The organism is Superficieibacter sp. 1612_C1, from assembly GCF_015234305.1.
GTDB lineage: Bacteria > Pseudomonadota > Gammaproteobacteria > Enterobacterales > Enterobacteriaceae > Superficieibacter.
The window spans coordinates 512,872-537,507 of record NZ_JADGMI010000001.1 but is presented as its reverse complement, the minus strand read 5'-3'; the positions used below and the strand labels follow the sequence as shown (position 1 = coordinate 537,507).

The window sequence follows — 24,636 nt, the reverse complement described above, 5'->3', positions numbered from 1 at the left end:
GGCTACAGCAGCGTTGTGATGCCGGATGGCGGCTTCGCCTTATCCGGCCTACGAGGCTACGAGGCGGCAATAAACAGGTCGCGCAGCTGGTGCAGCTGGTCGCGGACCTGCGCCGCTTCCTCGAACTCCAGATCGCGGGCGTGCTGCATCATCTTCGCTTCCAGTTCGTGAATTTTCTGCTGCAATGCCTTCGGCGTCAGCGGCAGTGCTGCATCCTCTTCCACCGGATGACGCGCTTTACCACGGCCTTTGGCTTTGGTCTTCGCGATGTTTTCACCCAGCGCAAGAATATCGACCACTTTCTTGTTCAGGCCCTGCGGCACGATGCCGTGCTCTTCGTTGTACTGCTGCTGCTTCTCGCGACGACGCTCGGTTTCGCCGATGGCCCTCTCCATTGACGGCGTGATTTTATCGCCGTAGAGGATCGCTTTACCGTTGATGTTACGCGCCGCACGCCCGATAGTCTGGATCAGCGAGCGCTCAGAGCGCAGGAAGCCTTCTTTGTCAGCATCCAGAATGGCGACCAGCGACACCTCAGGCATATCCAGCCCTTCTCGCAGCAGGTTGATCCCGACCAGCACATCGAACTTGCCGAGGCGCAGATCGCGGATAATCTCCATACGCTCAACGGTGTCGATGTCTGAGTGCAAATAACGAACCCGCTCGCCGTGCTCGTCGAGGTATTCGGTTAAATCTTCGGCCATTCGTTTGGTCAGGGTGGTGACCAGCACGCGCTCGTTAATCACCACGCGCTTGCGAATTTCTGAGAGCAAATCATCGACCTGCGTCGCCACCGGACGCACTTCAATAATCGGGTCCAGCAGGCCGGTAGGACGCACCACCTGATCGACAATTTCATCGCCGGATTTTTCCAGCTCATACTTGCCCGGCGTCGCTGAAACATAAATGGTTTGCGGGGCCAGCGCCTCAAACTCTTCAAACTTCATCGGGCGGTTATCCAGCGCGGACGGCAGGCGGAACCCGTACTCGACCAGCGTCTCTTTACGCGCCCGGTCACCGCGATACATCCCGCCAATTTGCGGGATGGTAACGTGTGATTCGTCCACCACCAGCAGGCCGTCCGCGGGCAGATAGTCAAACAGCGTTGGCGGCGCTTCGCCCGGCCCACGGCCAGAGAGATAGCGCGAGTAGTTTTCAATACCTGAGCAGTAGCCCAGTTCGTTCATCATTTCGAGATCGAACTGCGTGCGCTGGGTGATTCGTTGCTCTTCTAACAATTTATTATTCGCCATCAGCGTTTTGCGCCGGTCGGCCAGTTCAACTTTGATATCTTCCATCGCCTGCACAATACGCTCGCGTGGCGTCACGTAGTGCGTTTTGGGATAGACGGTAAAACGCTGGATCGTCGATTCAATATGCCCGGTGAGTGGATCAAACAGCGACAGGCGTTCCACCTCTTCGTCAAACAGTTCGACGCGCAGCGCCACGTCATCCGACTCCGCCGGGAAGATGTCAATCACCTCACCACGCACGCGGAACGTCCCGCGCTGGAAGGCCTGGTCGTTACGGGCGTACTGCAATTCCGCCAGACGACGCAGAATATCGCGCTGGTTAATAATCATGCCGATGGTCAGGTGCAGCATCATTTTCAGATACAGGTCCGGGTCGCCAAGGCCGTAAATCGCCGACACGGAAGCCACCACCACGACGTCACGACGCTCCAGCAGCGCTTTAGTCGCCGACAGACGCATCTGCTCAATATGTTCGTTGACCGACGCGTCCTTCTCAATAAACGTATCGGAACTGGGAACGTAGGCTTCCGGCTGGTAATAGTCGTAGTAGGAGACGAAATACTCCACGGCGTTGTCCGGAAAGAACTCCTTCATTTCACCATACAGCTGCGCTGCCAGGGTTTTATTCGGTGCCAGCACCATGGTCGGACGCTGAAGATCGGCGATAACATTGGCAACGGTAAACGTCTTCCCTGACCCCGTTACGCCAAGAAGCGTCTGATGGGCCAGGCCATCTTCAAGACCTTCTTTCAGACGACGAATCGCCTCCGGCTGATCGCCAGATGGACGGAATGCGGAATTCAGTTTGAACGGTTTACTCATTAATGGCTACCTGAAAGGAATAAGCGGGCAGGGGCGTAATTTTACCCGTCACTGGCGATTTTGCCAACAGTTTATACTGGATAAAAAAACAGTAAGCGTAAAATATCGCCTCGTTGCCCCGGAATCATCAGCAAAAGCGTAGCGTCAGACAAGAAAAATGCCAGCTGAAACGGGTTATCCCCAAAAGAATTCGCTTTTTAACTTTGTCAAGTAATGTCATGACGGTTTTATGGCAGCAGATGACACTTTTCTTGCACTAGTTGCTTTTATTTAACTCGTTGAATATAAAAGACATAAGATAAAAGACGCGTTTGCCGTCAATTCATCCGCAGGCCGCGTATTCTCTCGTTTACCACGCCTTTTCTAACTCTAATACACAAGGTTATCCACAGGAATAGTGGATAACTCGCGCCAGCCCTTAGCCACCGCTCTCTGGCAAAAAAGCGAAGCCGCTGACAAAACGCGATCATAAAAAATATTTCCCACTATTTTTTGTCTTTTATCAGCTTAAGGACGCTGAGTAAGGGCACCCTCATCCTGTGGCGGTTGCACCACTACACTCTGCCCCTGGCACCGACAAAGTGCATGCCTCTGACCAAATGCTCATTATTTTCCTCCGGATCCTCAGCGCTATCCGAAATAAGTGCCTTTTTTGGGCCTCAGACCGTCTCTGGCAAGCCTTTTGCAATACCTGATGGTCGAAACGCACGAACTGAATTGAGGAGCTACCGATGTTGAGTCTGCGCGCTGTAAATCAATTTTATGGAAGCCAGCACACGCTGTGGAATATCACCCTTGAACTCCAGCCGGGGAAATGCACCAGCGTTATCGGGCTGCCGGGCATGGGCAAGACCACGCTCATTAACTGCATAACCGGCATCGTGCCGATTGAGAGCGGCACGATTTTCTGGCATGGCAATGACGCCCCGCCGTGCGATTTGCTGCCGCTCTCTGCGCCAAACCGGATTGCTCTGGGGATTGGCTATGTGTCGCAGGAGAGGCGAATTTTTTCGCAGCTGACGGTGGAGGAGAATTTGCATATCGCCCACGCCGCCAGCGGGGATGGCGCGGTAAACAGTGGGATCTACGATCTGTTCCCGGAGCTTTGCGCTCTGCGTCAGGTGAAAGCGGCGACGCTGTCAGATGAGAATCAGTACCAGCTGGCGCTGGCGAATGCGCTGGTCACTCGCCCTCGCCTGCTGATCCTGGATGAGCCGACACGCGGCGCGGGTCAGGCGTTTTTACATAAGCTGGGCGAGATTATCCTGCGCCTGAAACGCGAGCTGGGGTTGACCATTCTGCTGGCAGAACAGCATTTGTCGTTTATCCATCACGTTTCGGATCGCTTCTTGCTACTGCATCAGGGCCGCAACGTCGCGCAGGGACAGGTTAACCAGCTTGACCAGCAGCTACTCACACAGTGGATGACCCCGACGCCAGGAGGCTAAGATCGAGATACTGACTGAGATCGGCCGTTTCCACAGCGTGTTCGATCCGGGGGATCTCGCCTAACATGGGCGCGGGCAGTACGCGCCTGAGGGTGGCGAGATACTCCTGATGACGGCGGCCGGGCGGCGTGATGTCATTTGCCACCCAGCCTGCGAGCGTTAATCCTGCCTGCTGAACGGCCTGTGCGGTCAGCATGGCATGGTTAATGCAGCCCAGTTTGACGCCTACCACCAGGATCACCGGCAGTTTTTCAGCTATCACCCAGTCGGCAAAAGTCAGAGTCGGTGAGAGCGGCGTAAACCAGCCACCGGCCCCTTCCACCAGCACCCACTCCGCCAGTGCTTCCAGCTGTCTCAGGCCCGCAGAGAGTACCGCCGCGTCGATGGGGCGTCCCTCATCGGCGCTGACGATATGCGGCGAGGTCGGTTCAGCGAAAGTGTACGGGTTAACCTGCTGATAGCCCAGCGGCAGGCTGCTGTTACGCTGAAGCGCCAGCGCGTCGCTGTTGCGCAGCCCTTCCGCCGTGGACTCGCTGCCCGAGGCGACCGGCTTATAGCCCGCGGTAATCACTCCCTGGCGTCTGGCAGCCTGAAGCAGCGCACAGCTGGCGACGGTTTTGCCAACTTCGGTGTCGGTGCCGGTGACAAAAAAACGGTTAGTCACGTTCAATAATTCCCACAAAAAGATGATAGGTCAGCGGACAAACGCCCTGCTGCTGTGGCCATGCCAGCTGAAGCTGGCGTAACTGGCTGCGGGTCAGCGGGCGAGGGGTCCGCCCTTCATGCAGATGCGTGGCTCCGGTCCCTTTTAGCGAGCGCATGGCGCTGAGGGCATCGGGAAAGCGCAGGCTGATCGACTGCATATGATGGCGATATCGCCAGCCGGACAGCGCGTGGTGGATAGTCTCTGGAGGCAAGAAGCGATTAACGTGCGCACGACCGTCTACCGCCTGCCACGCCTGCGCGACTTCGGGGAGCGATCCGGCCATCAGGGTGGTAAATGCCACCTGTCCGCCCGGCTGGGTCACGCGGTAAAGCTGGGTAAGCGCAGCCTGTAAATTTTCACACCACTGTACGGCCAGGTTGCTCCAGACAAGATCGAACTGCGCGTCCGCCAGCGGGATAGCTTCAATATCCGCCAGCAGGTAGTGATGCGCGGCGTCCTGGCGTTGTGCTTCGGCCAGCATCTGCGACGACAGATCCAGCGCGGTGACGCGGCTGCCCTGCTCGCGCCAGTAACGGCTCATACCGCCCGGCCCGCATCCGGCATCCAGCACGCGTGGAAAAGAACGTTCAGATAGCCCGGCCAGCAGCGCGGCGGCGCTCTGACGCTGAAGATCGTCATGCTGCAAATAGATCGACGCGGCGCGACCAAAGGCGGCGGCCACCGCCTGTTTATCGACTGGCGGCATCCAGCACCTCCAGTAAGCGGATAATATCGTCGGTCTCATGCGCCGCCGTCAGCGTTAAGCGTAAGCGTGCCGTCCCTTCAGGCACCGTAGGCGGACGGATGGCCGTGGCCCAGCACCCGTGCTCGCGCAGCGCCTCCGCCATCCGCAGGGCGCGGGCGTTGTTGCCGACAATCAGCGGCTGAATGGCGCTGGCTGAATCTGTCATCGCCATCGTCAGCGCTGCCGCGCCGCGACGAAAAAGCGCAATATGCTGCTGAAGCTTGTCGCGTCGCTGCTGGCCTTCATCGCCACGAATAACCTCCAGCGAAGCCTGCAATGCCGCCGCCTGGGCTGGCGGCATGGAGGTGCTGTAGATGAGATGGCGGGCGAACTGCACTAAATACGCCGCTACCGGTTCACTGCACAGCACCGCCGCGCCGCTCACGCCGAAGCCTTTGCCAAAGGTGATGATAAGCAGGTCCGGCTGCACCTGTTGCGCATGGCAGCTACCGCGTCCACCGTTACCACTGACACCGATGCCGTGGGCGTCATCCACCAGCAACCAGGCCCCGGCGGCGCGGCTCACGCGATCGATTTCAGCCAGCGGTGCGCTGTCGCCATCCATGCTGAAAATGCCTTCCGTAACCACCAGTTGCTGCCCGCTGACGGATTTTGCCAGTAGCGTCTGCAACTGCGCCGGATCGTTATGGGCGAAACGGCGAAGCTGCGCCGGACTGAGGCTGGCGGCTTCCAGCAGCGAGGCATGGCTCAGGCGGTCGGCGACGATGCGATCGTCTTTCGCCGCAAGTGCGGTAATCACCGCCTGATTAGCGGCAAAGCCGGAGATGAACAGCAACGCGCGCGGGTAGCCCAGCCACTGCGCCAGCTCCTCTTCAAGCTGTTGGTGGACGCAACTGTAGCCGCTGACGTGGCCCGAGCCGCCGCTGCCGACGCCAAAGCGTGCCGCGCCTTGTTGCCAGGCGGCTACCACCTGCGGATGCTGGCTCAGGCCCAGATAGTCATTGCTGGAGAAATTGAGATACCGTTTCCCTTGCGCAGTAAGCCAGCGACCCGCGCCCTGCTCCACCGCTTGTCGGCGTCGCAAGGTGCTGGCCGCGCGGCGTGCCGCTAGCGCTGTATCAATTCGCTGCTGCCAGCTCATACCGTTGCCGCGTTGTAGTACGTGTCGGTATCCGGCGTGCGCAGCACCTGCTCCAGACGCTCCTGCTGCTCGTTATCCCCTTCCTGCACCAGGGTCTGCTGCGGATTCAGCCCCAGCTTGCGGAACAGTTGCAGATCTTTATCTTCTTCCGGGTTTGGCGTGGTCAGTAGTTTGCAGCCGTAGAATATCGAGTTCGCCCCGGCCATAAAGCACATCGCCTGAGTCTGCTCGTTCATCTGTTCACGCCCGGCGGAGAGACGAACGTAAGAGGTCGGCATCATAATGCGTGCGACGGCGATGGTGCGGATAAAGTCGAAGGCATCCACATCCTCGTTATCGGCCAGCGGCGTGCCTTTGACTTTCACCAGCATGTTAATCGGCACGCTTTCCGGCGGGGTCGGCAGATTCGCCAGTTGCATCAGCAGCCCGGCGCGGTCTTTCACCGTCTCGCCCAGACCGACGATGCCGCCGGAGCACACTTTAATCCCGGCTTCGCGCACTTTCTCCAGCGTGTCGAGACGCTCCTGATAGGTGCGGGTAGTGATGATGTTGCCGTAGAATTCCGGCGAGGTATCGAGGTTGTGGTTGTAATAATCCAGCCCCGCCGAGGCCAGACGCTGCGCCTGGGTTTCATCCAGGGTGCCGAGGGTCATACAGGCTTCCAGGCCCATCGCTTTAACGCCCTGCACCATCTGCTCCAGGTAGGGCATATCGCGCTCGTGCGGGTTTTTCCACGCCGCGCCCATGCAGAAGCGGGTGGAGCCAGCCAGTTTTGCTTTGCGTGCCGAGTCCAGTACCTGCTCCACTTCCATCAGACGTTCGGCTTCCAGACCTGTTTTATAGCGGGAGCTTTGCGGACAGTATTTGCAGTCTTCCGGGCAGGCCCCGGTCTTGATCGACAGCAGCGTGCTCACCTGCACCTGCTGCGGGTCGAAGTGCTGACGGTGAATTTGTTGCGCGTCAAACAGCAGATCCAGCAGCGGTTTATTAAAAAGTTCGGTAACGTGCGACATTGTCCAGCGTGGGTGGTGAGCCATCGGGCCTCTCCAAAGGGTTTAGTTAATTTCTGCTTCGGTGTAGAATCGTAAACCTAAAACTTTTCAAAATGGTTTACAAGTCGATTATGACCCTGGACGATCTCGCCTTCGATAAACGCCATATCTGGCACCCCTATACTTCGATGACCTCCCCCCTGCCGGTTTACCCGGTGGTTAGCGCGCAGGGCTGTGAGCTTCAGCTCGCCAGCGGTGAGCAGCTGGTGGATGGCATGTCCTCCTGGTGGGCGGCGATCCACGGCTATAATCACCCGCGTCTGAACGCGGCGATGAAGGCGCAGATCGACCATGTGTCGCATGTGATGTTCGGCGGCATCACCCACCCTTCCGCCGTGGCGCTGTGCCGCAAGCTGGTGGCGATGACGCCTGAGGCGCTGGAGTGCGTGTTTCTGGCAGATTCCGGCTCGGTGGCGGTGGAAGTGGCGATGAAAATGGCGCTGCAATACTGGCAGGCTAAAGGCGAGCCGCGTCAGCGGTTTCTGACTTTCCGTAACGGCTATCACGGCGATACTTTCGGCGCGATGTCGGTGTGCGATCCGGATAACTCGATGCACAGCCTGTGGCAGGGGTATCTGCCGCAGCATCTGTTCGCCCCGGCCCCGCAAAGCCGTTTCGATGGCGAGTGGGATGAGCACGATATGGTGGCCTTTGCCCGCCTGATGGCCGCACATCGCCATGAAATCGCGGCGGTGATCCTTGAACCTATCGTGCAGGGCGCGGGCGGGATGCGGATGTATCATCCTGAGTGGCTGCGACGTATCCGCAAGATGTGTGACCGGGAGGGCATTCTGCTGATCGCCGATGAGATCGCCACCGGCTTTGGCCGCACCGGTAAACTGTTCGCCTGTGAACATGCGGGCATCACCGCCGATATTCTTTGCCTCGGAAAAGCATTAACCGGCGGCACCATGACGCTCTCCGCTGCCCTGACCACCCGTACAGTCGCCGAAACCATCAGCAACGGCGACGCGGGCTGCTTTATGCACGGTCCCACCTTTATGGGCAATCCGCTGGCCTGCGCGGTGGCAACGGAAAGTCTGGCGCTGCTGGAGGAAAATCACTGGCAGGCGCAGGTGGCGGCGATTGAGGCGCAGTTGAAGCGAGAACTGGCTCCCGCCCGTGAGACCGCACTGGTCGCCGATGTGCGCGTGCTGGGGGCGATTGGCGTGGTGGAAACCACCCGTCCAGTGAATATGGCGGCGCTACAGCGCTTTTTCGTCGGGCAAAACGTGTGGATCCGGCCTTTTGGCAAGCTTATCTACCTGATGCCGCCCTATCCAATTAAACCGGAGCAGCTGTCGCGTCTGACGCGTGCGATCAATCTGGCGGTGCAGGATGAAACACTTTTTAGTGAATAAGGTACTGCGATGCTCGCCCGCTCGGGCTACACTCCTGTGATCGACCGTGGATTAACCTGAAGGAGATGTATATGAAGTTAATCAGTAAAGACTTCCAGGATGGTGACAAATTACATAATCGCTATGTCTTTAACGGCATGGGCTATGAAGGGGATAATATTTCCCCCCATCTCGCCTGGGATGACGTTCCGGCGGGAACCAAAAGTTTCGTCGTCACCTGCTACGATCCCGATGCCCCGACGGGTTCCGGCTGGTGGCACTGGGTAGTCGCCAATATTCCGGCGGATACGCGCGTGCTGCCGCAGGGTTCCGGCTCCGATCTGGTTCCTCTGCCGGAAGGCGCGATTCAGACCCGTACCGACTTTGGCAAGACGGGCTACAATGGTGCCGCGCCGCCGAAGGGTGAATCGCATCGCTATATCTTCACCGTTCATGCGCTGAACGTTGAACGTATTGAGGTCGATGAAGGTGCCAGCGGGGCGATGGTGGGTTTTAACGTTCACTTTCATACCCTCGGCAGCGCGTCGCTGACGACGTGGTATATCTGATCTTCCGATATGAACGGTGAAAAAAGCGGCGACTGGCTTGATTTCCGTCGTGAGGCTGAAAGCGGCATTGAAAGCGTGAGCGCTCATTTCACCGGCCACGCCTACGATCCGCACGACCACGATGAGGTGCTGGTGGGTTTTACCCAGCAGGGCGTGCAGCGCTTTCGCTGCCATCGTGCACTTCATACCAGCAGCCCAGGCCGCGCCATTCTGATTGAACCGGGCGCAGTTCATGATGGACACGCCCCGGACACCGACGGCTTCACCTACTCCATGCTTTATCTGCCACAAGCCTGGGTTTCGACCCAGCTTGCACAGCGTGGGCTGGCCGATATCTCCCTGATCGAGGCGGCCTTTCGCCATACCCTCACTGACGATGTCACGCTTTTCTGCGCCATCCAGCAGACCTTTTTCGCCTTTCATCATCAGGAGGGCAAACTGGCGCGCGATCAGAGCATGGATCGGCTTCTCAGTTTACTCACCCGCCATATCAAGGTGGCTTCCCCCTCGCAAAAGAGCGATACGCTACTGCACATGCAGCGGATCCGGGAGATTTTGCATGAGCGAATGGCGGAAGATATTGGCCTTGATGAATTATCCCGCCTCGCGGGTATCGATCGTTTTCGCCTCAGCCGGCAGTTTTCCAAAGCCTTTGGTCAAACGCCACACGCGTATCTTGTCAGGCTGCGTCTGCGCAGTGCCAGAGCGTTACTGGCGCATGGACAAGAGCCTGCACAGGTCGCGGCTCAGGTAGGTTTTGCCGATCAAAGCCATCTGGGAAGATGGTTCCAGCGCGCGTACCGGATGTCCCCCGCCGCCTTTCAGCAACAGTGCACAAACGTTCTATCCCGCTGACACGCTTTCTTTGATGATGAGCTTTTCAGTGCTGATGGAGAAGAAATACGCATGTTTGACACAAAAATTGCCCTGGTGGTACGCGACGACCTCGAGAGCTGGCAGCGGCTGAACGTTGTTGCTTTTCTGGCAACCGGTATTGTTTCTGCCGCGCCTGAGGTCCTCGGCGAGAACTACATCGATGCCGTGGGCCGTCACTATTCACGCATTTCGGGCCAGCCAATGCTGATTTTTGCCGGTGGGCTTGACGATCTCCGGCGTACGCATCGCAAAGGTCTTGAGCGCGAATTGACGATAGTGCCTTACGTGCAGGCGATGTTCGCCACGGGCAACGATGCGGATAACCGCGCGGTATTCCTGCAGGAAGATGCCGATGCGATGAATCTGGTCGGCCTCGCGCTGCGCGGCCCGAAAAAGGCCGTCGATAAGGTGATTAAAGGCCTGTCGCTACACCCCTGATTTTGCACCTTCTTTCGGCGGGGATCCCCCGCCTTTGTAAATCAACACGTTTCGTTGTGTCTTTTGCGTAATTTGGCTTCCCGTTTCGCTCAACTTAGTATAAAACAGCAGGCTTTAAAGACCCTTTAACGATTAAAAGTCTGGAGCATCCTCTTGAACACATTTTCGGTTTCTCGCCTGACTCTGACACTGCTTGTGGGCGCGACGCTGACCGCCTGTAGTTCAACCCCCGCCGATCAACAGCCGTCCTCCCAGGCTGCGCCCGGCACTACAGCGCGTCCCATCCTGACGGCCGGGGAAGCCAAAAACTTCACCGCAGATCACTATTTCCTGTCCCTGAATCCGAACGCCGCGCCGTGGAAACCTTCGGCGATCACTCTTCCCGCACAGCCCGACTTTGTGGTGGGACCAGCCGGAACGGCAGGCGTGACGCATACCACGATTCAGGCAGCCGTGGACGCGGCAATCGCGCGTCATACCGGCCAGCGTCAATACATCGCCATCATGCCAGGCGAGTATGAAGGCACCGTCTATGTGCCCATCGCTTCCGGCAGCCTGACCCTGTACGGCACAGGCGATAAAGCCATCGACGTGAAAATCAGCGCCGCGATTGATTCCGAAATCGATCCGACAAGCTGGCGTCGACTGGTCAACCCGGCAGGCAAATATATGCCGGGTAAACCGGCATGGTATATGTTTGACAAATGCCAGAGCAAACGTGCAGCCACCGTTGGCGTAATGTGCTCCGCGGTCGTATGGTCGCAGAATAATGGCCTGCAATTACAGAACCTGACTATCGAAAACAATCTTGGCGACAGCGTTGACGCTGGCACCCATCAGGCCGTTGCCCTGCGCAGCGATGGCGATCAGGTACAGATTAACAACGTCAACATTCTGGGTCGTCAGAACACCTTTTTTGTGACCAACAGCGGCGTGCAGAACGTGCTGCAAAACGATCGCCAGACCCGCACGCTGGTCACGAATAGCTATGTTGAAGGCGATGTTGATCTGGTGTCCGGTCGCGGCGCGGTCGTATTTGATAACACCGACTTCCGCATCGTTAACTCCCGCACCCAGCAGGAAGGCTACGTATTCGCCCCGGCAACGTTGTCCAACGTCTATTATGGTTTCCTGGCGACCAACAGCCGCTTCACCGCCGCCGGTGATGGCGTGGCGCAGCTCGGCCGCTCGCTGGATGTCGACGGTAACGTCAACGGCCAGGTGGTGATCCGCGACAGCGTCATTAACCAGGGCTTTAATATGGAAAAACCGTGGGCCGATGCCGCGATGTCTAAACGTCCATTCAGCGGGAATACCGGTGCGCAGGATGAGAAAGGCGAAATCCAGCGTGACCTGAACGATACCCAATTCAACCGCATGTGGGAATTTAATAACCGCGGCGTGGGTAGCCAGGTTGTTGCGCAGGCGAAGTAGTAAAATCTGTACAGCAAAAAGGGGGAATAAATCCCCCTTTGACTGCTGACAAACGTTATACCGTGGAATTATGCCTGGCGGCGCTTCGCTTGCACAGGCCTACGGGTTACGCATAACTTATTGATGTTGATGGTTTTGTAGGCCGGGTAAGGCGAAGCCGTCACCCGGCAAAAGTGCACACAATAGCAAAACCAGATCTGTCATTAACGTCAAACCTCGCGCTCGCGAGGTTTTTTGTCTGTCAGTAAGCGTTAATCACCACCCACATCGGCCCCTGTCCTACCGCGTAGCGGCCTTTCTCTTCCAGTAGTCCCTGCTTGCCCTGAATTTCATACAGGGCAATATGATGAGACTTCTGCCCGGCGGCAACGAGATACTGATTACTATGATCAACGTTAAAGCCGCGCGGCTGCGTTTCAGTCGGCTGATGACCTTCAACCGCCAGCACGCTGCCATCTTCGGAGACGCTGAAAATGGTGATGGTGCTTGAGGTGCGGTCACAGGTGTACAGATGGCGACCATCCGGCGTGATATGGATATCCGCCGCCCAGCGGGTATCGGTAAAATCGGCAGGCATCATATCCAGCGTCTGAATACACTCTATCTGCTCGTGGGCGTTGCTAAGCTCCCAGACATCGACCGAACTGTTCAGCTCGTTCACGCAATAGGCGTACTGGTGGTTCGGATGGAACGCCATATGACGCGGCCCTGCGCCTTCCACCGTTTTAACATCTTCCGGCGTTTGCGCGACCAGTTTACCGTCGTCACTAAGGGAAAACAGGCAGATACGATCCTGTTTCAGCGCTGGCACCCACAGCGTGCGGTTGTCCGGAGAGATATTCGCTGAATGGCAACCTTCCAGCCCTTCCACTACGTCGACCGTTTCGACCGGCAACCCCTCCTGCAAACGTACTACGCCGACGCTGCCCGCATTGTAGGAGGCACTGAAAATAAAGCGTCCGCTATGATCGGTAGAGATATGGGTCGGGCTGCCCGGTAACGGCGCTTCTGCCGCGAAAGTGAGGGCACCGTTGTCCGGCGCAATACGATACGCCAGCACGCGGAACTCGGGACGCACGCCAACATAGAGGTAGCGTTTATCCGGGCTGACCACCATCGGCTGCACCTGACCCGGCACGTCGACGACCTGAACCAGGGTCAGCGAACCTTCTGGATTAAGGCTCCAGACATGGATCTGCTGGCTTTCCGGGCTGGCGGTATAAACGGTTTGTTTCATGAATACTCCTTTCCTTACAACAGAGTGGAAGTAAATAACCAGGATAGTCTTTTTTGACCGTAAATGCTGAATTTATTTGTCCTGTCTGCACTGCGGTGTACCATCGCACAACGCTATTATATTAACTCTGTGACAGGAAAAACGAATGACCACGCGCGTTATCGCCCTGGATTTAGACGGCACCCTGCTGACCCCGCAAAAAACTTTTCTCCCTTCATCCGTTGAAGCCCTTATGCGTGCCAAAGCGGCAGGCTATCAACTGATTATTGTCACCGGGCGACATCACGTTGCTATTCATCCTTTTTATCAGGCACTGGCGTTAGATACACCTGCTATCTGCTGTAATGGCACCTATTTGTATGATTATCATGCAAAAAAAGTCCTGACCGCCGATCCGATGCCAGTCCCTAAAGCGCTGCAACTAATTGAAATGCTGAATGACTACAATATCCACGGACTGATGTATGTGGATGACGCCATGCTATATGAACGCCCAACCGGGCACGTGATCCGGATGAGCAAATGGGCGCAAACCCTGCCGGAAGCGCAACGTCCTGTCTTCACGCAGGTTGATTCACTGAGCCAGGCGGCGCAGGACGTCAACGCGGTGTGGAAATTTGCCCTGACGGACGAGAACATTAGCAAGCTTCAGGACTTTGCCCTTAACGTGGGCGAGACGCTGGCGCTGGAGTGCGAATGGTCGTGGCAGGATCAGGTCGATGTGGCGCGGCACGGCAACAGCAAAGGCAAGCGTCTGACGCAGTGGGTTGAGTCGCAGGGCTGGTCCATGCAGGACGTGGTAGCCTTTGGCGATAACCAGAACGACATTAGTATGCTGGAAGCCGCAGGCACTGGCGTAGCGATGGGTAATGCGGTTGAGGAAGTGAAAGCGCGAGCCAATGTGGTGATCGGCGAAAACACCGAAGACAGCATCGCGCAGTTTATCTACTCGCACCTGCTATGATCAGGCGGTTATCGACACGCTTTTGATTTGTGCGTACAGCCACAGGCCAGGTTTGATCCCCAGCTCATCCCTGGCCCACGGGCTGATCCGCGCCCACAGCGTGCGGCTGCCAATCTCCAGTTGCACTTCAACCTGACCGTTATCGTCCAGGCACTGCGCCACTTTCGCGCGCAGAATATTACGAATGCTGGTCTGCTGCGGTGGCTGGAGCACCAGCGACACGTCCGACGCCTGAATGCGTATTCGCAGCGCTGACTGGACCGGACGATCAATTTTATTCACCCACAGATGCTGATCGCCAAGTGCCAGTGCGGTCATCGCATAGTGCGGATGATGCTCCAGTATGCTGACCTTCAGGATGCTGCTCTGCTGATCCTGCGGCAACCAGGGATGCATCACGCTGCTGCCCCAGACCTCTTCCAGTGGGCCAAACGCTTTAACCAGTCCCCCTTCCAGCACCAGCACGTTATCTGCCAGGTGCAGAATTTCATCCAGCGAATGACTGACGTACAGCATCGGAATATTGATCTCCCGCGCCAGCCGTTGCAGATAAGGCAGCAGTTCGCGTTTGCGGGGAATATCCAGTGAGGCCAGCGGCTCATCAAGCAACAGCAGTTCCGGCGCAGTTAACAGCGCACGACCAATCGCTACCCGCTGCTTTTCACCGCCGGACAAGCTTCCCGGCAGGCGATCAAGTAGCGCCTCGATACCCAACAGCGCCACCAGCTTATCGAACTGCCCGGCCATGCTTTTTGCCATCCCGTAGCGTAAATTTCCGCGCACCTTATAGTGCGGGAACAGGCGGGCATCCTGAAAAACGTAGCCCACGCGGCGCTTATCCGGCGACAGAAAGAGGCGTTTATCCGCGTCGCTGAGCACCCGATTATTTAAAACAATACGTCCCTTTTCCGGACGCGTCAGACCGCTAATGGCGTTGATAAGCGACGTTTTACCCGCGCCGGAGACGCCGAAAATCGCCGTGATCCCGCTGGCAGGCAGCGTTTCGTTGATAGAGAGACAGTGGTTGCCGAGCGTCTGGGTAAAGTTAAGTTCCAGCATGGTTATTTCCCCGTCCGCGCGCGGCTTATCCGCGCCAGCCATTCAGAAATGAGCAGAGAAATCATCGCCAGCACGATGGAAATCACACACAGGCGGGCGGCGGCGCTTTCGCCACCGGGCATCTGGATCAGGGTATACATCGCTGAAGGAATGGTTCGCGTCTCGCCAGGGATGTTAGACACAAAAGTAATGGTCGCGCCAAATTCTCCCAGCGAACGGGCAAACGCCAGCACCGTACCGGCAATAATTCCCGGCAGCATCAGCGGCAGCGTGATGGTAAAGAAGACGCGAAAGCGGCCAGCGCCAAGGGTACAGGCTGCCTGCTCCAGTTTGACGTCCACCCCTTCCAGCGCCAGCCGGATGGCGCGCACCATCAGCGGGAAGGACATCACCGCCGCCGCCAGTACCGCACCGCGCCAGCTAAATGCCAGCGTGATGCCAAACCAGTCGTAGAGCCACGCGCCGATCGCCCCACGGCGGCCCATCGACACCAGCAGCAAATAGCCCACCACCACCGGCGGCAGCACCAGCGGTAGATGGAGCAGGCTATCCAGCAGCGCTTTGCCTGGAAAATGGCGTCTCACCAGCAACCAGGCGAAGAAGATCCCAAAAGGCAAACTGAAGATAACTGCCAGAGAAGAGACTTTGAGGCTCAGCAGCACGGCCTGCCATTCGGGATCGGTCAGTATCATTAGCGAGTAGTGAATCCGTAACGTTTAAAAATCGCAGACGCCTGCGGTCCTTTCAGATAGTCGTAAAACGCGCTGACGGTAGCGTTTTTATGCCCGTCGATAATTGCCAGCGGGTATTCCACTTTCTTGTGTGAATCTTCCGGGAAGGTACCGACCACTTTCACGCCCTTGCTGGCAACAGCATCGGAACCGTACACGATACCCAGCGGGGCTTCATTGCGTTCCACCAGTGCCAGCGCGCCGCGAACGTCTTCCGCCGGAGCCAGTTTCGGGGAAAGCGTCTCCCATGCACCTAATTTTTGCAGCGCTTCTTTGGCATAAATGCCCGCCGGAACGTGGTCCGGATCGCCAACGGCCAGACGGCCACCGTCTAACAGGCGTGTCCAGTCGGTTTTGGCGTCAATCGTTATCTTGTCCAGTTTGCTGGCTTTTGGCGCAACGGCGACCAGGCTGTTACCCAGCAGCGTTTCACGGCTGGACGTGTCGATAGCTTTTTTATCTACCGCATAGTCCATCCATTTCTGATCGGCAGAAATAAACAGATCCGCAGGGGCACCGGCTTCAATCTGCCGCGCCAGCGTGGACGAAGAGGCAAAAGAAGAGACCACTTCGACGTTTTTCTCTTTTTTGTATTCTTTAGCAATGTCCTGCATCGCATTGGTCAGCGACGCGGCGGCGAAAACGGTGATTTTACCTTCATCTGCCAGCGCATGTCCGGCGACGGTCAGTGTTAACGTTGCCCCTGCAAAAAAGCGTACCCATGTACGTGCCATCTTTAACTCCTGTGAGTGTCGTTATATATGCGATAATATAGCGACAAGCTCAGATTTTTCCCAGCGTTAATTGCTACCGTGCAATGGGTAGTCTATCGGCAATAAAGGAGAAAACTTAAGGGAGAAACGCCCGTTAAAAACGGGCGTTTGGGGAATCAGCGGCGTTGCTCAGAGCGGTCTTTGTGACCCACCCCGGAGAAAATGTTAAACACTTCACCGAGGCCGTAGATTAACCCCAGGATGACAGCCATCACCACCGGGACCATGATTACGGCAAAAACCAGACTTTTCAACAACTCTAACATGGTGAACTCCAGACATTGTGAATAAGTCTATTCTAACCGGATTTCGGTGAAAAGCACTGCCGATTTGTGCGGTGTGGTTGGCGTCCGCAGCCATTTACGTCACAATACGCTTTTTGCCAGGACATGGTTATGCAGGCTGAAATTCTTCTCACACTGAAACTCCAGCAGCGCCTTTTTGCCGATCCGCGCCGCATTACTCTGCTCAAGCATATCGCGCAAACCGGCTCTATTAGCCAGGGCGCAAAAGATGCGGGGATCAGCTATAAAAGCGCCTGGGATGCGATCAATGAAATGAATCAGCTCAGCGATCAGCCGCTGGTGGACAGAGCCACCGGCGGTAAAGGCGGCGGCGGTGCACTGCTCACCCGCTACGGTCAACGGCTGATTGAACTATACGATCTGCTGGCGCAGATCCAGCAAAAAGCGTTTGATGTGCTGAGTCTGGATGACGGCCTGCCGCTGAACAGCCTGCTGGCAGCGATCTCCCGCTTCTCGCTGCAAACCAGCGCCCGTAATCAGTGGTTCGGCACCGTCACCGGACGCGATCACGATCGGGTTCAGCAGCATGTGGACATCTTACTGGCGGATGGTGAGACCCGGATGAAAGTGGCGATTACTGCGCAGAGCGGCGAGCGTCTTGGGCTGGATGAAGGAAAGGAAGTGCTGGTGCTCCTGAAAGCGCCCTGGGTCAATATAACGCAGGATCGCGCCGAGGCGGCGGAAGCTGATAACCAGCTCACCGGTGTTATAAGCCATATTGAGCGTGGTGTGGAACAGTGCGAAGTGCTGATGACGCTCCCGGACGGTCAGATTCTTTGCGCTACTCTTCCTGTTGATCGCGCGGTCGGGCTTGAAGCCGGTAGCGAGGTGATCGCGTATTTCAATGCCGATCGGGTGATTATCGCCACGCTGTGTTGAATTATTGACAATCCGTCCAGGAAATCGTATCCCTGTTTAAAACACTGCAAAAAACGGGATACAGAATGTCATTGTTGCATATTTCGCAAGGCACGTTTCATCTGAGCGATACACGCGTTCTTACCATTCCTGAACTGACGCTAGGTACTGGTGAAAGCTGGGCCTTTGTCGGCACGAATGGCAGCGGTAAATCGGCCCTCGCCAGGGCACTCGCTGGCGAACTGCCACTGGGTAAAGGCACGCGAGAGAGTCGTTTTTCGCGCACAATCCGCCTTTCTTTTGAACAACTGCAAAAGCTGGTCAGCGATGAATGGCAGCGTAACAATACCGATCTGCTGAGTCCGGGCGAAGACGATACCGGGCGCACGACGGCAGACATTATTCAGGATGAGGTAAAAAATCCCGAACGCTGTGCACAGCTTGCCGCCCGGTTTGGTATCACATCGCTGCTTACCCGCCGTTTCAAATACCTTTCTACCGGGGAAACCCGTAAAACTCTGCTCTGCCAGGCGCTGATGTCCGAGCCGGATTTGCTGATCCTTGACGAGCCGTTTGACGGGCTGGACGTGGCATCGCGTGAACAGCTGGCTGCGCTGCTGGCGACGCTTAATGATCAGGGCTATACGATTGTGCTGGTCCTCAATCGCTTTGATGAGATCCCCGCTTTCGTGCGGCACGCTGGCGTACTGGCTGACTGCACGCTGATCGACACGGGCGAAAAAGAGACCTTATTGCAGCAGGCGCTGATCGGTCAGCTGGCGCACAGTGAACGTCTGGAAGGTATTATGCTGCCTGAACCTGACGAGCCGTCGGTGCGCCTGACGCTTGCCGCCAACGCCCCGCGTATTATTCTCAATGATGGCGTCGTCTCTTATGACGATCGCCCCATTCTCAATCATCTTAGCTGGACGGTAAACCCCGGCGAACACTGGCAAATCATCGGCCCTAACGGCGCAGGCAAATCGACGCTACTGAGTTTGATTACGGGCGACCATCCCCAGGGGTACAGCAACGATTTGACGCTATTCGGTCGTCGTCGCGGCAGCGGAGAAACCATCTGGGACATCAAAAAACATATCGGCTACGTCAGCAGCAGCCTGCATCTGGATTACCGCGTCAGTACCACCGTGCGTAACGTGATCCTCTCCGGCTATTTTGACTCGATCGGGATTTATCAGGCGGTGTCCGACCGGCAGCATAAACTGGTACAGCAGTGGCTGGATATCCTTGGCATGGATAATCGCACCGCCGACGCCCCTTTCCACAGTCTTTCCTGGGGACAACAGCGGCTGGCGCTGATTGCCCGCGCGCTGGTAAAACATCCGACGCTCTTGATCCTTGACGAGCCGCTTCAGGGACTCGATCCGCTTAACCGCCAGCTCGTTCGCCGCTTTGTCGATATTCTGATTGGTGAAGGCGAAACACAACTCCTGTTCGTTTCGCACCATGCGGAAGACGCGCCAGAATGCATCACCCACCGGTTAGCATTTGTGCCGGAGGGCGAAAGCTACCGTTACTCGCTGGACGCGCTTTAACGGAATACGCTGGCGAGCGCATCCGCCAGCGCGGACGGGTTTTCCCATGACATTGAGTGCCCTGCCTTTTCAATCGTCAGGACAGGAATACCCGACGCCCGTACCCTTTCCACATCGGTATCAGGCTCCGTCAGTTCACCCACGATAAGGGTATGCGGGCAGCGCAATGACTGAAATAGCGTCAGCCACGAAGGTGTTATGCCATCGACTAAACTCTTTGCTCCGCGCCATACCGCCCACGGGGCATTACTTTGCAGCGATCCTGCCCAGGCCGTTGTTTCAGCGGCTAACAGCGCAGCGTAGCCATCGCGCACAAACGCCTCTTCCGGCTGCGCGACAATCTGGCGACTAAACATCCCGCCGCCAGCCGAAAAGTTCGGTTCAGAGACCGCCAGCGCCAGAACGCGATCGATGATAAGCGTGGCGATTTCAATCGCAATACTGCCGCCCATACTGTGACCATATAAATAAAAACGCGGCAAATTAAGGTTACCCAGCAGTTCTATTATCGCCCGCGCCTGATCGCTGGTACGGTAGCTAAATGCCATCGGCCGTTCACTATAACCGCTTCCTGGTAAATCGATGAGGATTGCCGCTCGTCCGCCAAATTGTTCATCTGCGACGATGCGCGGGTATTCATAAGAGGAAGCACAGCCGAGTCCATGGATAAATACGACCGGATCGCCTTTTCCCGGTAGCGCCTGCCAGCGCACTTTGCCGCCCGCGACCGTCGAGTAAAACGTATTCATTTCTTGCTCCTTTTGTTTCAAAACATTTTAACACCGCCCATTTACGGTTTTCATTAATGACGGCAAGGGTAATTGGTGAGTGAAAACAACGATATTACGCAAAGCGATTTTAGGATTTATCATACCTTTATGTAACTTTTTGATTTTAAGGTTCTTTTGTCGCTTTACGCTGGCGTTGAATTTTAGTGTAAGCGATTCCACAAACTTATTCCATGTCACACTTTTCGCATCTTTGTTATGCTATCTTAATCACATATCATAAGCATGATGGAGCGAAAAATGAGAGTTCTGGTTACTGGTGGTAGCGGTTACATTGGGAGTCATACCTGTGTGCAACTGCTGCAAAACGGCCACGATGTCATCATTCTGGACAACCTGTGTAACAGCAAACGCAGCGTAATGCCGGTTATCGAACGTCTTAGCGGCAAACATCCGACCTTTGTCGAAGGCGATATCCGTAACGAAGCGCTGATGACGGAAATTTTGCACGATCACAATATTGATGCCGTGATCCACTTTGCCGGTCTGAAAGCGGTCGGTGAATCCGTGGCTAAGCCGCTGGAGTACTATGATAACAACGTTAACGGTACGCTGCGTCTGATTTCGGCCATGCGCTCAGCCAACGTTAAAAACTTCATTTTTAGCTCCTCTGCAACCGTCTATGGCGACCAGCCAAAAATCCCTTACGTTGAAAGCTTCCCGACCGGGACGCCGCAAAGCCCTTACGGCAAAAGCAAGCTGATGGTCGAGCAGATCCTTACCGACCTGCAAAAAGCCCAGCCGGACTGGAGCATCGCCCTGCTGCGTTACTTTAACCCGGTCGGCGCGCATCCGTCGGGCGATATGGGCGAAGATCCACAGGGTATCCCGAATAACCTGATGCCGTATATCGCGCAGGTTGCCGTGGGTCGCCGCGAATCGCTGGCCATCTTTGGTAACGACTACCCGACCGAAGACGGCACCGGCGTACGCGATTATATTCACGTCATGGACCTGGCCGATGGCCACGTCGCGGCAATGCAGAAACTGGCGGATAAACCTGGCGTACATATCTACAACCTGGGCGCAGGCGTGGGTAGCAGCGTGCTGGATGTGGTCAACGCCTTCAGCAAAGCCTGTGGTAAACCGGTCAATTACCATTTCGCCCCGCGTCGTGATGGCGATCTTCCGGCTTACTGGGCTGATGCCAGCAAGGCAGATAAAGAACTGGACTGGCGCGTTTCCCGCACCCTTGATCAAATGGCGCAGGACACCTGGCACTGGCAGTCTCGCCATCCGCAAGGTTATTCAGACTAAGGAACAGTGATGACACAATTTAACCCGGTCGATCACCCGCATCGCCGCTATAACCCGTTAACCGGGCAATGGGTCCTGGTTTCACCGCACCGTGCGAAGCGCCCCTGGCAAGGGGCGCAGGAAACGCCTTCGCAGCAAAAACTGCCTCAGCACGATCCGGACTGTTTTCTCTGCCCAGGCAATACCCGTGTTACCGGCGACAAGAACCCGGACTACAAAGGCACCTACGTTTTTACTAACGATTTTGCCGCGCTGATGACCGACACGCCTGACGCGCCGGAAAGCGACGATCCGCTGATGCGCTGTCAGAGCGCACGCGGCACCAGCCGGGTGATCTGCTTCTCACCCGACCACAGCAAAACGCTGCCGGAATTAACCGTCGACGCGCTGGCGGAAGTCGTTGAAACCTGGCAGCAGCAAACGGCGGAGCTGGGGAAAGAGTATCCCTGGGTACAGGTGTTTGAAAATAAAGGCGCGGCGATGGGCTGCTCCAACCCGCACCCGCACGGTCAGGTTTGGGCCAACAGCTTCCTGCCTAATGAAATCGAGCGTGAAGATCGCCTGCAAAAAAGTTACTTTGCCGAACAACACTCGCCGATGCTGGTCGACTATGTTCAGCGCGAACTGGCGGACGGCTGCCGCACCGTAGTGGAAACAGAGCACTGGCTGGCGGTGGTGCCCTACTGGGCCGCATGGCCGTTTGAAACGCTACTGCTGCCTAAGGCACATGTATTGCGGATCACTGATTTAACCGACGAGCAGCGTCAGGATCTGGCGCTGGCGCTGAAGAAACTCACCAGCCGCTACGACAATCTGTTCCAGTGCTCTTTCCCCTACTCAATGGGCTGGCACGGCGCACCGTTTAACGGCGAAGAAAATCAACACTGGCAGTTACACGCCCACTTTTATCCGCCGCTGCTGCGCTCTGCCACCGTGCGTAAGTTCATGGTTGGCTACGAAATGCTGGCGGAAACCCAGCGCGATCTTACCGCAGAACAAGCCGCCGAACGCCTGCGTGCGGTCAGCGACGTCCATTTTCGCGAATCCGGAGAATAACAATGAGTCTGAAAGAAAAAACACAGTCCCTGTTTGCTGAAAAATTCGGCTACCCTGCTACCCACGTCATTCAGGCACCGGGCCGCGTAAACCTGATTGGCGAGCACACCGACTATAACGATGGCTTTGTGCTGCCTTGCGCGATTGATTATCAGACGGTGATCAGCTGTGCGGCACGTACCGATCGTACCGTGCGGGTGATTGCGGCAGATTACGATAATCAGATTGACGAATTTTCGCTGGATGAGCCGATTGTGGCGCATGAAAATCAGCAGTGGTCCAACTATGTCCGCGGCGTGGTGAAACACCTTCAGCAGCGCAACGCCAGTTTTGGCGGCGCGGATTTGGTCATCAGCGGCGACGTTCCGCAGGGCGCGGGCCTCAGCTCCTCCGCCTCGCTGGAAGTGGCGGTCGGTACCGTCTTCCAGCAACTTTATCATCTGCCGCTGGACGGCGCGCAAATCGCCCTTAACGGTCAGGAAGCGGAAAACCAGTTCGTCGGCTGTAACTGCGGCATCATGGATCAGCTGATTTCTGCGCTGGGCAAAAAAGATCACGCCCTGCTGCTCGACTGTCGTTCACTTGGCACCAAAGCGGTTTCTATGCCAAAAGGCGTGGCGGTGGTTATTATTAACAGTAACTTCAAACGTACGCTGGTGGGCAGTGAATACAACACCCGCCGCGAACAGTGCGAAACCGGGGCGCGTTTCTTCCAGCAGCCTGCACTGCGCGATGTTAAGCTGGACGAATTTAACGCGGTGGCGAACGAGCTGGACCCTGTCGTTGCTAAACGCGTGCGTCACGTACTGACGGAAAACATTCGCACCGTCGAGGCCGCTGAGGCGCTGGAAAAAGGCGACCTGCAACGGATGGGCAAACTGATGGCCGAGTCTCACGCTTCCATGCGCGATGACTTTGAAATCACCGTGCCGCAGATCGACACGCTGGTGGAGATTGTGAAAGAGGTGATTGGCGACAAAGGCGGCGTACGTATGACCGGCGGCGGCTTCGGCGGTTGTATCGTCGCGCTAATCCCGGAAGATTTAGTCTCTGAGGTTAAAAAAGCGGTCGCCGAACAGTACGAAGCTAAAACCGGTATTAAAGAAACCTTCTACGTTTGTAAACCATCACAAGGAGCAGGTCTGTGCTAAGAAATACGCCCGCGAGCGCCCCTGATGGGCTGCCGTTTCGTTTGCTTACCCTGCGCAATAATGCAGGGCTGGTAGTGACCCTGATGGACTGGGGCGCAACGCTGCTTTCTGTACGCGTGCCACTCTCCGACGGCAGCGTGCGTGAAGCAATCCTCGGCTGCGCCGGTCCGGAACAGTATCCGCAGCATGAGGCTTTTTTCGGTGCCTCCGTCGGTCGCTACGCTAACCGCATCGCCGACAGCCGTTTTGAACTGGATGGTGAAGTCGTCAATGTCGTACCCAGCCAGGGCGTCAACCAGCTGCACGGCGGGCCGGAAGGCTTCGACAAGCGCCGCTGGAGCTATCAGAGCCTGAGCGATCACGAGGTCATTTTCTCACTGGAATCCGCTGACGGCGATCAGGGTTTTCCCGGCAACCTGAAAGCCACCGCGCGCTATACCTTAACCGACGATAACCGTATCGCCATCGAGTATCGCGCCACGGTAGACCAGCCCTGCCCGGTTAACATGACCAACCACGTCTACTTCAACCTCAACGGTGAACGCTCCGACGTGCGCAACCACAAGCTGCAAATTCTTGCCGACCAGTATCTGCCGGTGGATGAAGGCGGTATTCCGCGCCATGGCCTGAAAGAAGTAGCGAATACCAGCTTTGACTTCCGCTCGCCGAAGCGCATTGCCGACGACTTCTTAAGCGATGACGATCAGAAAAAGGTTAACGGCTACGATCACGCCTTTTTGCTTCAGGCAAAAGGTGATGTGAAAAGTGAAGCCGCGCATGTGTGGTCTGACGATGAAAGATTGCAGATGGCGGTGTTTACCTCCGCACCTGCGCTGCAATTCTATTCTGGCAACTTCCTCGAAGGCACCTCATCCCGTGAGCCAGGCACCTATGATGCCTGGCAGGGTCTGGCGCTGGAAAGCGAGTTTTTACCCGACTCGCCAAACCATCCGGAATGGCCGCAACCGAACTGTATTTTGCGGCCGGGTGAAGAGTACGTCAGCCTGACGGAATATCAGTTTATTCCTGCCTGAACCTGAGCCCTCTGAAAAGAGGGCTTTTTTTACCCGCTTTGCTGAAATTAACGCCGTTCAAAGACAAAATCATAACCACAAA

The 24,636-nt window shown here is 56.4% G+C and carries 24 protein-coding genes; 13 read left to right on the top strand and 11 right to left on the bottom strand.

Annotated elements, in window-relative coordinates:
* Positions 1 to 56 precede the first annotated feature (56 nt).
* On the bottom strand, positions 57 to 2,075 hold the full coding sequence (gene uvrB / locus INT84_RS02635; RefSeq protein ID WP_176920513.1) for an excinuclease ABC subunit UvrB: 2,019 nt from the start codon (positions 2,073 to 2,075) through the stop codon (positions 57 to 59).
* A 731-nt stretch (positions 2,076 to 2,806) separates the two neighbouring features.
* Between uvrB and INT84_RS02630 the strand changes: the two genes are divergently transcribed.
* Complete coding sequence (locus tag INT84_RS02630) at positions 2,807 to 3,523, top strand: ABC transporter ATP-binding protein (RefSeq protein ID WP_194205509.1); 717 nt, start codon at positions 2,807 to 2,809, stop codon at positions 3,521 to 3,523.
* Here INT84_RS02630 and bioD read toward each other — a convergent pair.
* From bioD to bioB, 4 genes are read right to left on the bottom strand one after another with little or no spacing between them, the layout of a single operon-like run.
* A complete protein-coding gene (gene bioD, locus INT84_RS02625; protein ID WP_194205508.1) occupies positions 3,489 to 4,187 on the bottom strand; it encodes a dethiobiotin synthase in 699 nt (232 codons plus the stop codon). The two genes, INT84_RS02630 and bioD, sit on opposite strands and share 35 nt — an antisense overlap.
* Complete coding sequence (gene bioC / locus INT84_RS02620) at positions 4,180 to 4,935, bottom strand: malonyl-ACP O-methyltransferase BioC (RefSeq protein WP_194205507.1); 756 nt, start codon at positions 4,933 to 4,935, stop codon at positions 4,180 to 4,182. Before bioC ends, bioD begins: the two co-directional genes overlap by 8 nt.
* On the bottom strand, positions 4,919 to 6,076 hold the full coding sequence (gene bioF, locus INT84_RS02615; RefSeq protein WP_194205506.1) for an 8-amino-7-oxononanoate synthase: 1,158 nt from the start codon (positions 6,074 to 6,076) through the stop codon (positions 4,919 to 4,921). Before bioF ends, bioC begins: the two co-directional genes overlap by 17 nt.
* Positions 6,073 to 7,113: a biotin synthase BioB gene (gene bioB / locus INT84_RS02610; protein ID WP_194205505.1), complete on the bottom strand. Its 1,041-nt coding sequence runs from the start codon at positions 7,111 to 7,113 to the stop codon at positions 6,073 to 6,075. Before bioB ends, bioF begins: the two co-directional genes overlap by 4 nt.
* Positions 7,114 to 7,199: 86 nt before the next feature.
* Here bioB and bioA point away from each other — a divergent pair, with 86 nt between their 5' ends.
* The 5 genes from bioA (at position 7,200) to INT84_RS02585 (ending at position 11,785) form a co-directional block, all read left to right on the top strand.
* Positions 7,200 to 8,489, top strand: a complete 1,290-nt coding sequence (gene bioA, locus INT84_RS02605; protein WP_194205504.1) for an adenosylmethionine--8-amino-7-oxononanoate transaminase — start codon at positions 7,200 to 7,202, stop codon at positions 8,487 to 8,489.
* 71 nt (positions 8,490 to 8,560) lie between these two features.
* A complete protein-coding gene (locus INT84_RS02600; protein ID WP_194205503.1) occupies positions 8,561 to 9,037 on the top strand; it encodes a kinase inhibitor in 477 nt (158 codons plus the stop codon).
* 9 nt (positions 9,038 to 9,046) lie between these two features.
* A complete protein-coding gene (locus tag INT84_RS02595) occupies positions 9,047 to 9,892 on the top strand; it encodes an AraC family transcriptional regulator (RefSeq protein ID WP_194205502.1) in 846 nt (281 codons plus the stop codon).
* Between the two features lie 51 nt (positions 9,893 to 9,943).
* Entirely contained in the window at positions 9,944 to 10,351 is a 408-nt protein-coding gene (locus INT84_RS02590) for a DUF2000 domain-containing protein (protein WP_194205501.1), read from the top strand.
* A gap of 153 nt (positions 10,352 to 10,504) precedes the next feature.
* Complete coding sequence (locus INT84_RS02585) at positions 10,505 to 11,785, top strand: putative acyl-CoA thioester hydrolase (protein ID WP_194205500.1); 1,281 nt, start codon at positions 10,505 to 10,507, stop codon at positions 11,783 to 11,785.
* A 241-nt stretch (positions 11,786 to 12,026) separates the two neighbouring features.
* Here INT84_RS02585 and pgl read toward each other — a convergent pair whose 3' ends face one another.
* On the bottom strand, positions 12,027 to 13,022 hold the full coding sequence (gene pgl / locus INT84_RS02580; RefSeq protein ID WP_194205499.1) for a 6-phosphogluconolactonase: 996 nt from the start codon (positions 13,020 to 13,022) through the stop codon (positions 12,027 to 12,029).
* A gap of 145 nt (positions 13,023 to 13,167) precedes the next feature.
* Between pgl and INT84_RS02575 the strand changes: the two genes are divergently transcribed.
* Positions 13,168 to 13,986, top strand: a complete 819-nt coding sequence (locus INT84_RS02575) for a pyridoxal phosphatase (RefSeq protein WP_194205498.1) — start codon at positions 13,168 to 13,170, stop codon at positions 13,984 to 13,986.
* Here INT84_RS02575 and modC read toward each other — a convergent pair whose 3' ends face one another.
* From modC to INT84_RS02555, 4 genes are all read right to left on the bottom strand, one after another.
* Complete coding sequence (gene modC / locus INT84_RS02570; protein WP_194205497.1) at positions 13,987 to 15,045, bottom strand: molybdenum ABC transporter ATP-binding protein ModC; 1,059 nt, start codon at positions 15,043 to 15,045, stop codon at positions 13,987 to 13,989.
* Positions 15,046 to 15,047: 2 nt separating this feature from the next.
* Positions 15,048 to 15,737, bottom strand: a complete 690-nt coding sequence (modB, locus tag INT84_RS02565; RefSeq protein WP_194205496.1) for a molybdate ABC transporter permease subunit — start codon at positions 15,735 to 15,737, stop codon at positions 15,048 to 15,050.
* A complete protein-coding gene (modA, locus tag INT84_RS02560; protein ID WP_194205495.1) occupies positions 15,737 to 16,510 on the bottom strand; it encodes a molybdate ABC transporter substrate-binding protein in 774 nt (257 codons plus the stop codon). The genes modB and modA overlap by 1 nt, the downstream gene beginning before the upstream one ends.
* A 155-nt stretch (positions 16,511 to 16,665) precedes the next feature.
* Positions 16,666 to 16,815: an AcrZ family multidrug efflux pump-associated protein gene (locus tag INT84_RS02555; RefSeq protein ID WP_176920497.1), complete on the bottom strand. Its 150-nt coding sequence runs from the start codon at positions 16,813 to 16,815 to the stop codon at positions 16,666 to 16,668.
* 129 nt (positions 16,816 to 16,944) lie between these two features.
* On the opposite strand from INT84_RS02555, the gene modE reads away from it, so the two are divergent.
* Entirely contained in the window at positions 16,945 to 17,733 is a 789-nt protein-coding gene (gene modE / locus INT84_RS02550) for a molybdenum-dependent transcriptional regulator (RefSeq protein ID WP_194205494.1), read from the top strand.
* 65 nt (positions 17,734 to 17,798) lie between these two features.
* Positions 17,799 to 19,268 (top strand): molybdate ABC transporter ATP-binding protein ModF, encoded by a 1,470-nt coding sequence (gene modF, locus INT84_RS02545; protein ID WP_194205493.1) that lies wholly within the window; start codon positions 17,799 to 17,801, stop codon positions 19,266 to 19,268.
* On the opposite strand, the gene INT84_RS02540 is transcribed toward modF, so the two are convergent.
* Positions 19,265 to 20,017, bottom strand: coding sequence for an alpha/beta fold hydrolase (locus INT84_RS02540; RefSeq protein WP_194205492.1), 753 nt, complete (start codon positions 20,015 to 20,017; stop codon positions 19,265 to 19,267). The two genes, modF and INT84_RS02540, sit on opposite strands and share 4 nt — an antisense overlap.
* 279 nt (positions 20,018 to 20,296) lie before the next feature.
* On the opposite strand from INT84_RS02540, the gene galE reads away from it, so the two are divergent.
* Genes galE through galM form a run of 4 tightly spaced genes read left to right on the top strand, consistent with a single transcriptional unit; the run spans position 20,297 to position 24,554 of the window.
* Positions 20,297 to 21,313, top strand: a complete 1,017-nt coding sequence (gene galE, locus INT84_RS02535; RefSeq protein ID WP_194205491.1) for a UDP-glucose 4-epimerase GalE — start codon at positions 20,297 to 20,299, stop codon at positions 21,311 to 21,313.
* Positions 21,314 to 21,322: 9 nt separating this feature from the next.
* Complete coding sequence (gene galT, locus INT84_RS02530) at positions 21,323 to 22,369, top strand: galactose-1-phosphate uridylyltransferase (protein WP_194205490.1); 1,047 nt, start codon at positions 21,323 to 21,325, stop codon at positions 22,367 to 22,369.
* 2 nt (positions 22,370 to 22,371) lie between these two features.
* A complete protein-coding gene (gene galK / locus INT84_RS02525; protein ID WP_194205489.1) occupies positions 22,372 to 23,520 on the top strand; it encodes a galactokinase in 1,149 nt (382 codons plus the stop codon).
* Positions 23,514 to 24,554 carry a galactose-1-epimerase gene (galM, locus tag INT84_RS02520; protein WP_194205488.1) on the top strand — a complete coding sequence of 347 codons (1,041 nt, stop codon included), beginning with the start codon at positions 23,514 to 23,516 and terminating at the stop codon, positions 24,552 to 24,554. The genes galK and galM overlap by 7 nt, the downstream gene beginning before the upstream one ends.
* Positions 24,555 to 24,636 lie beyond the last annotated feature (82 nt).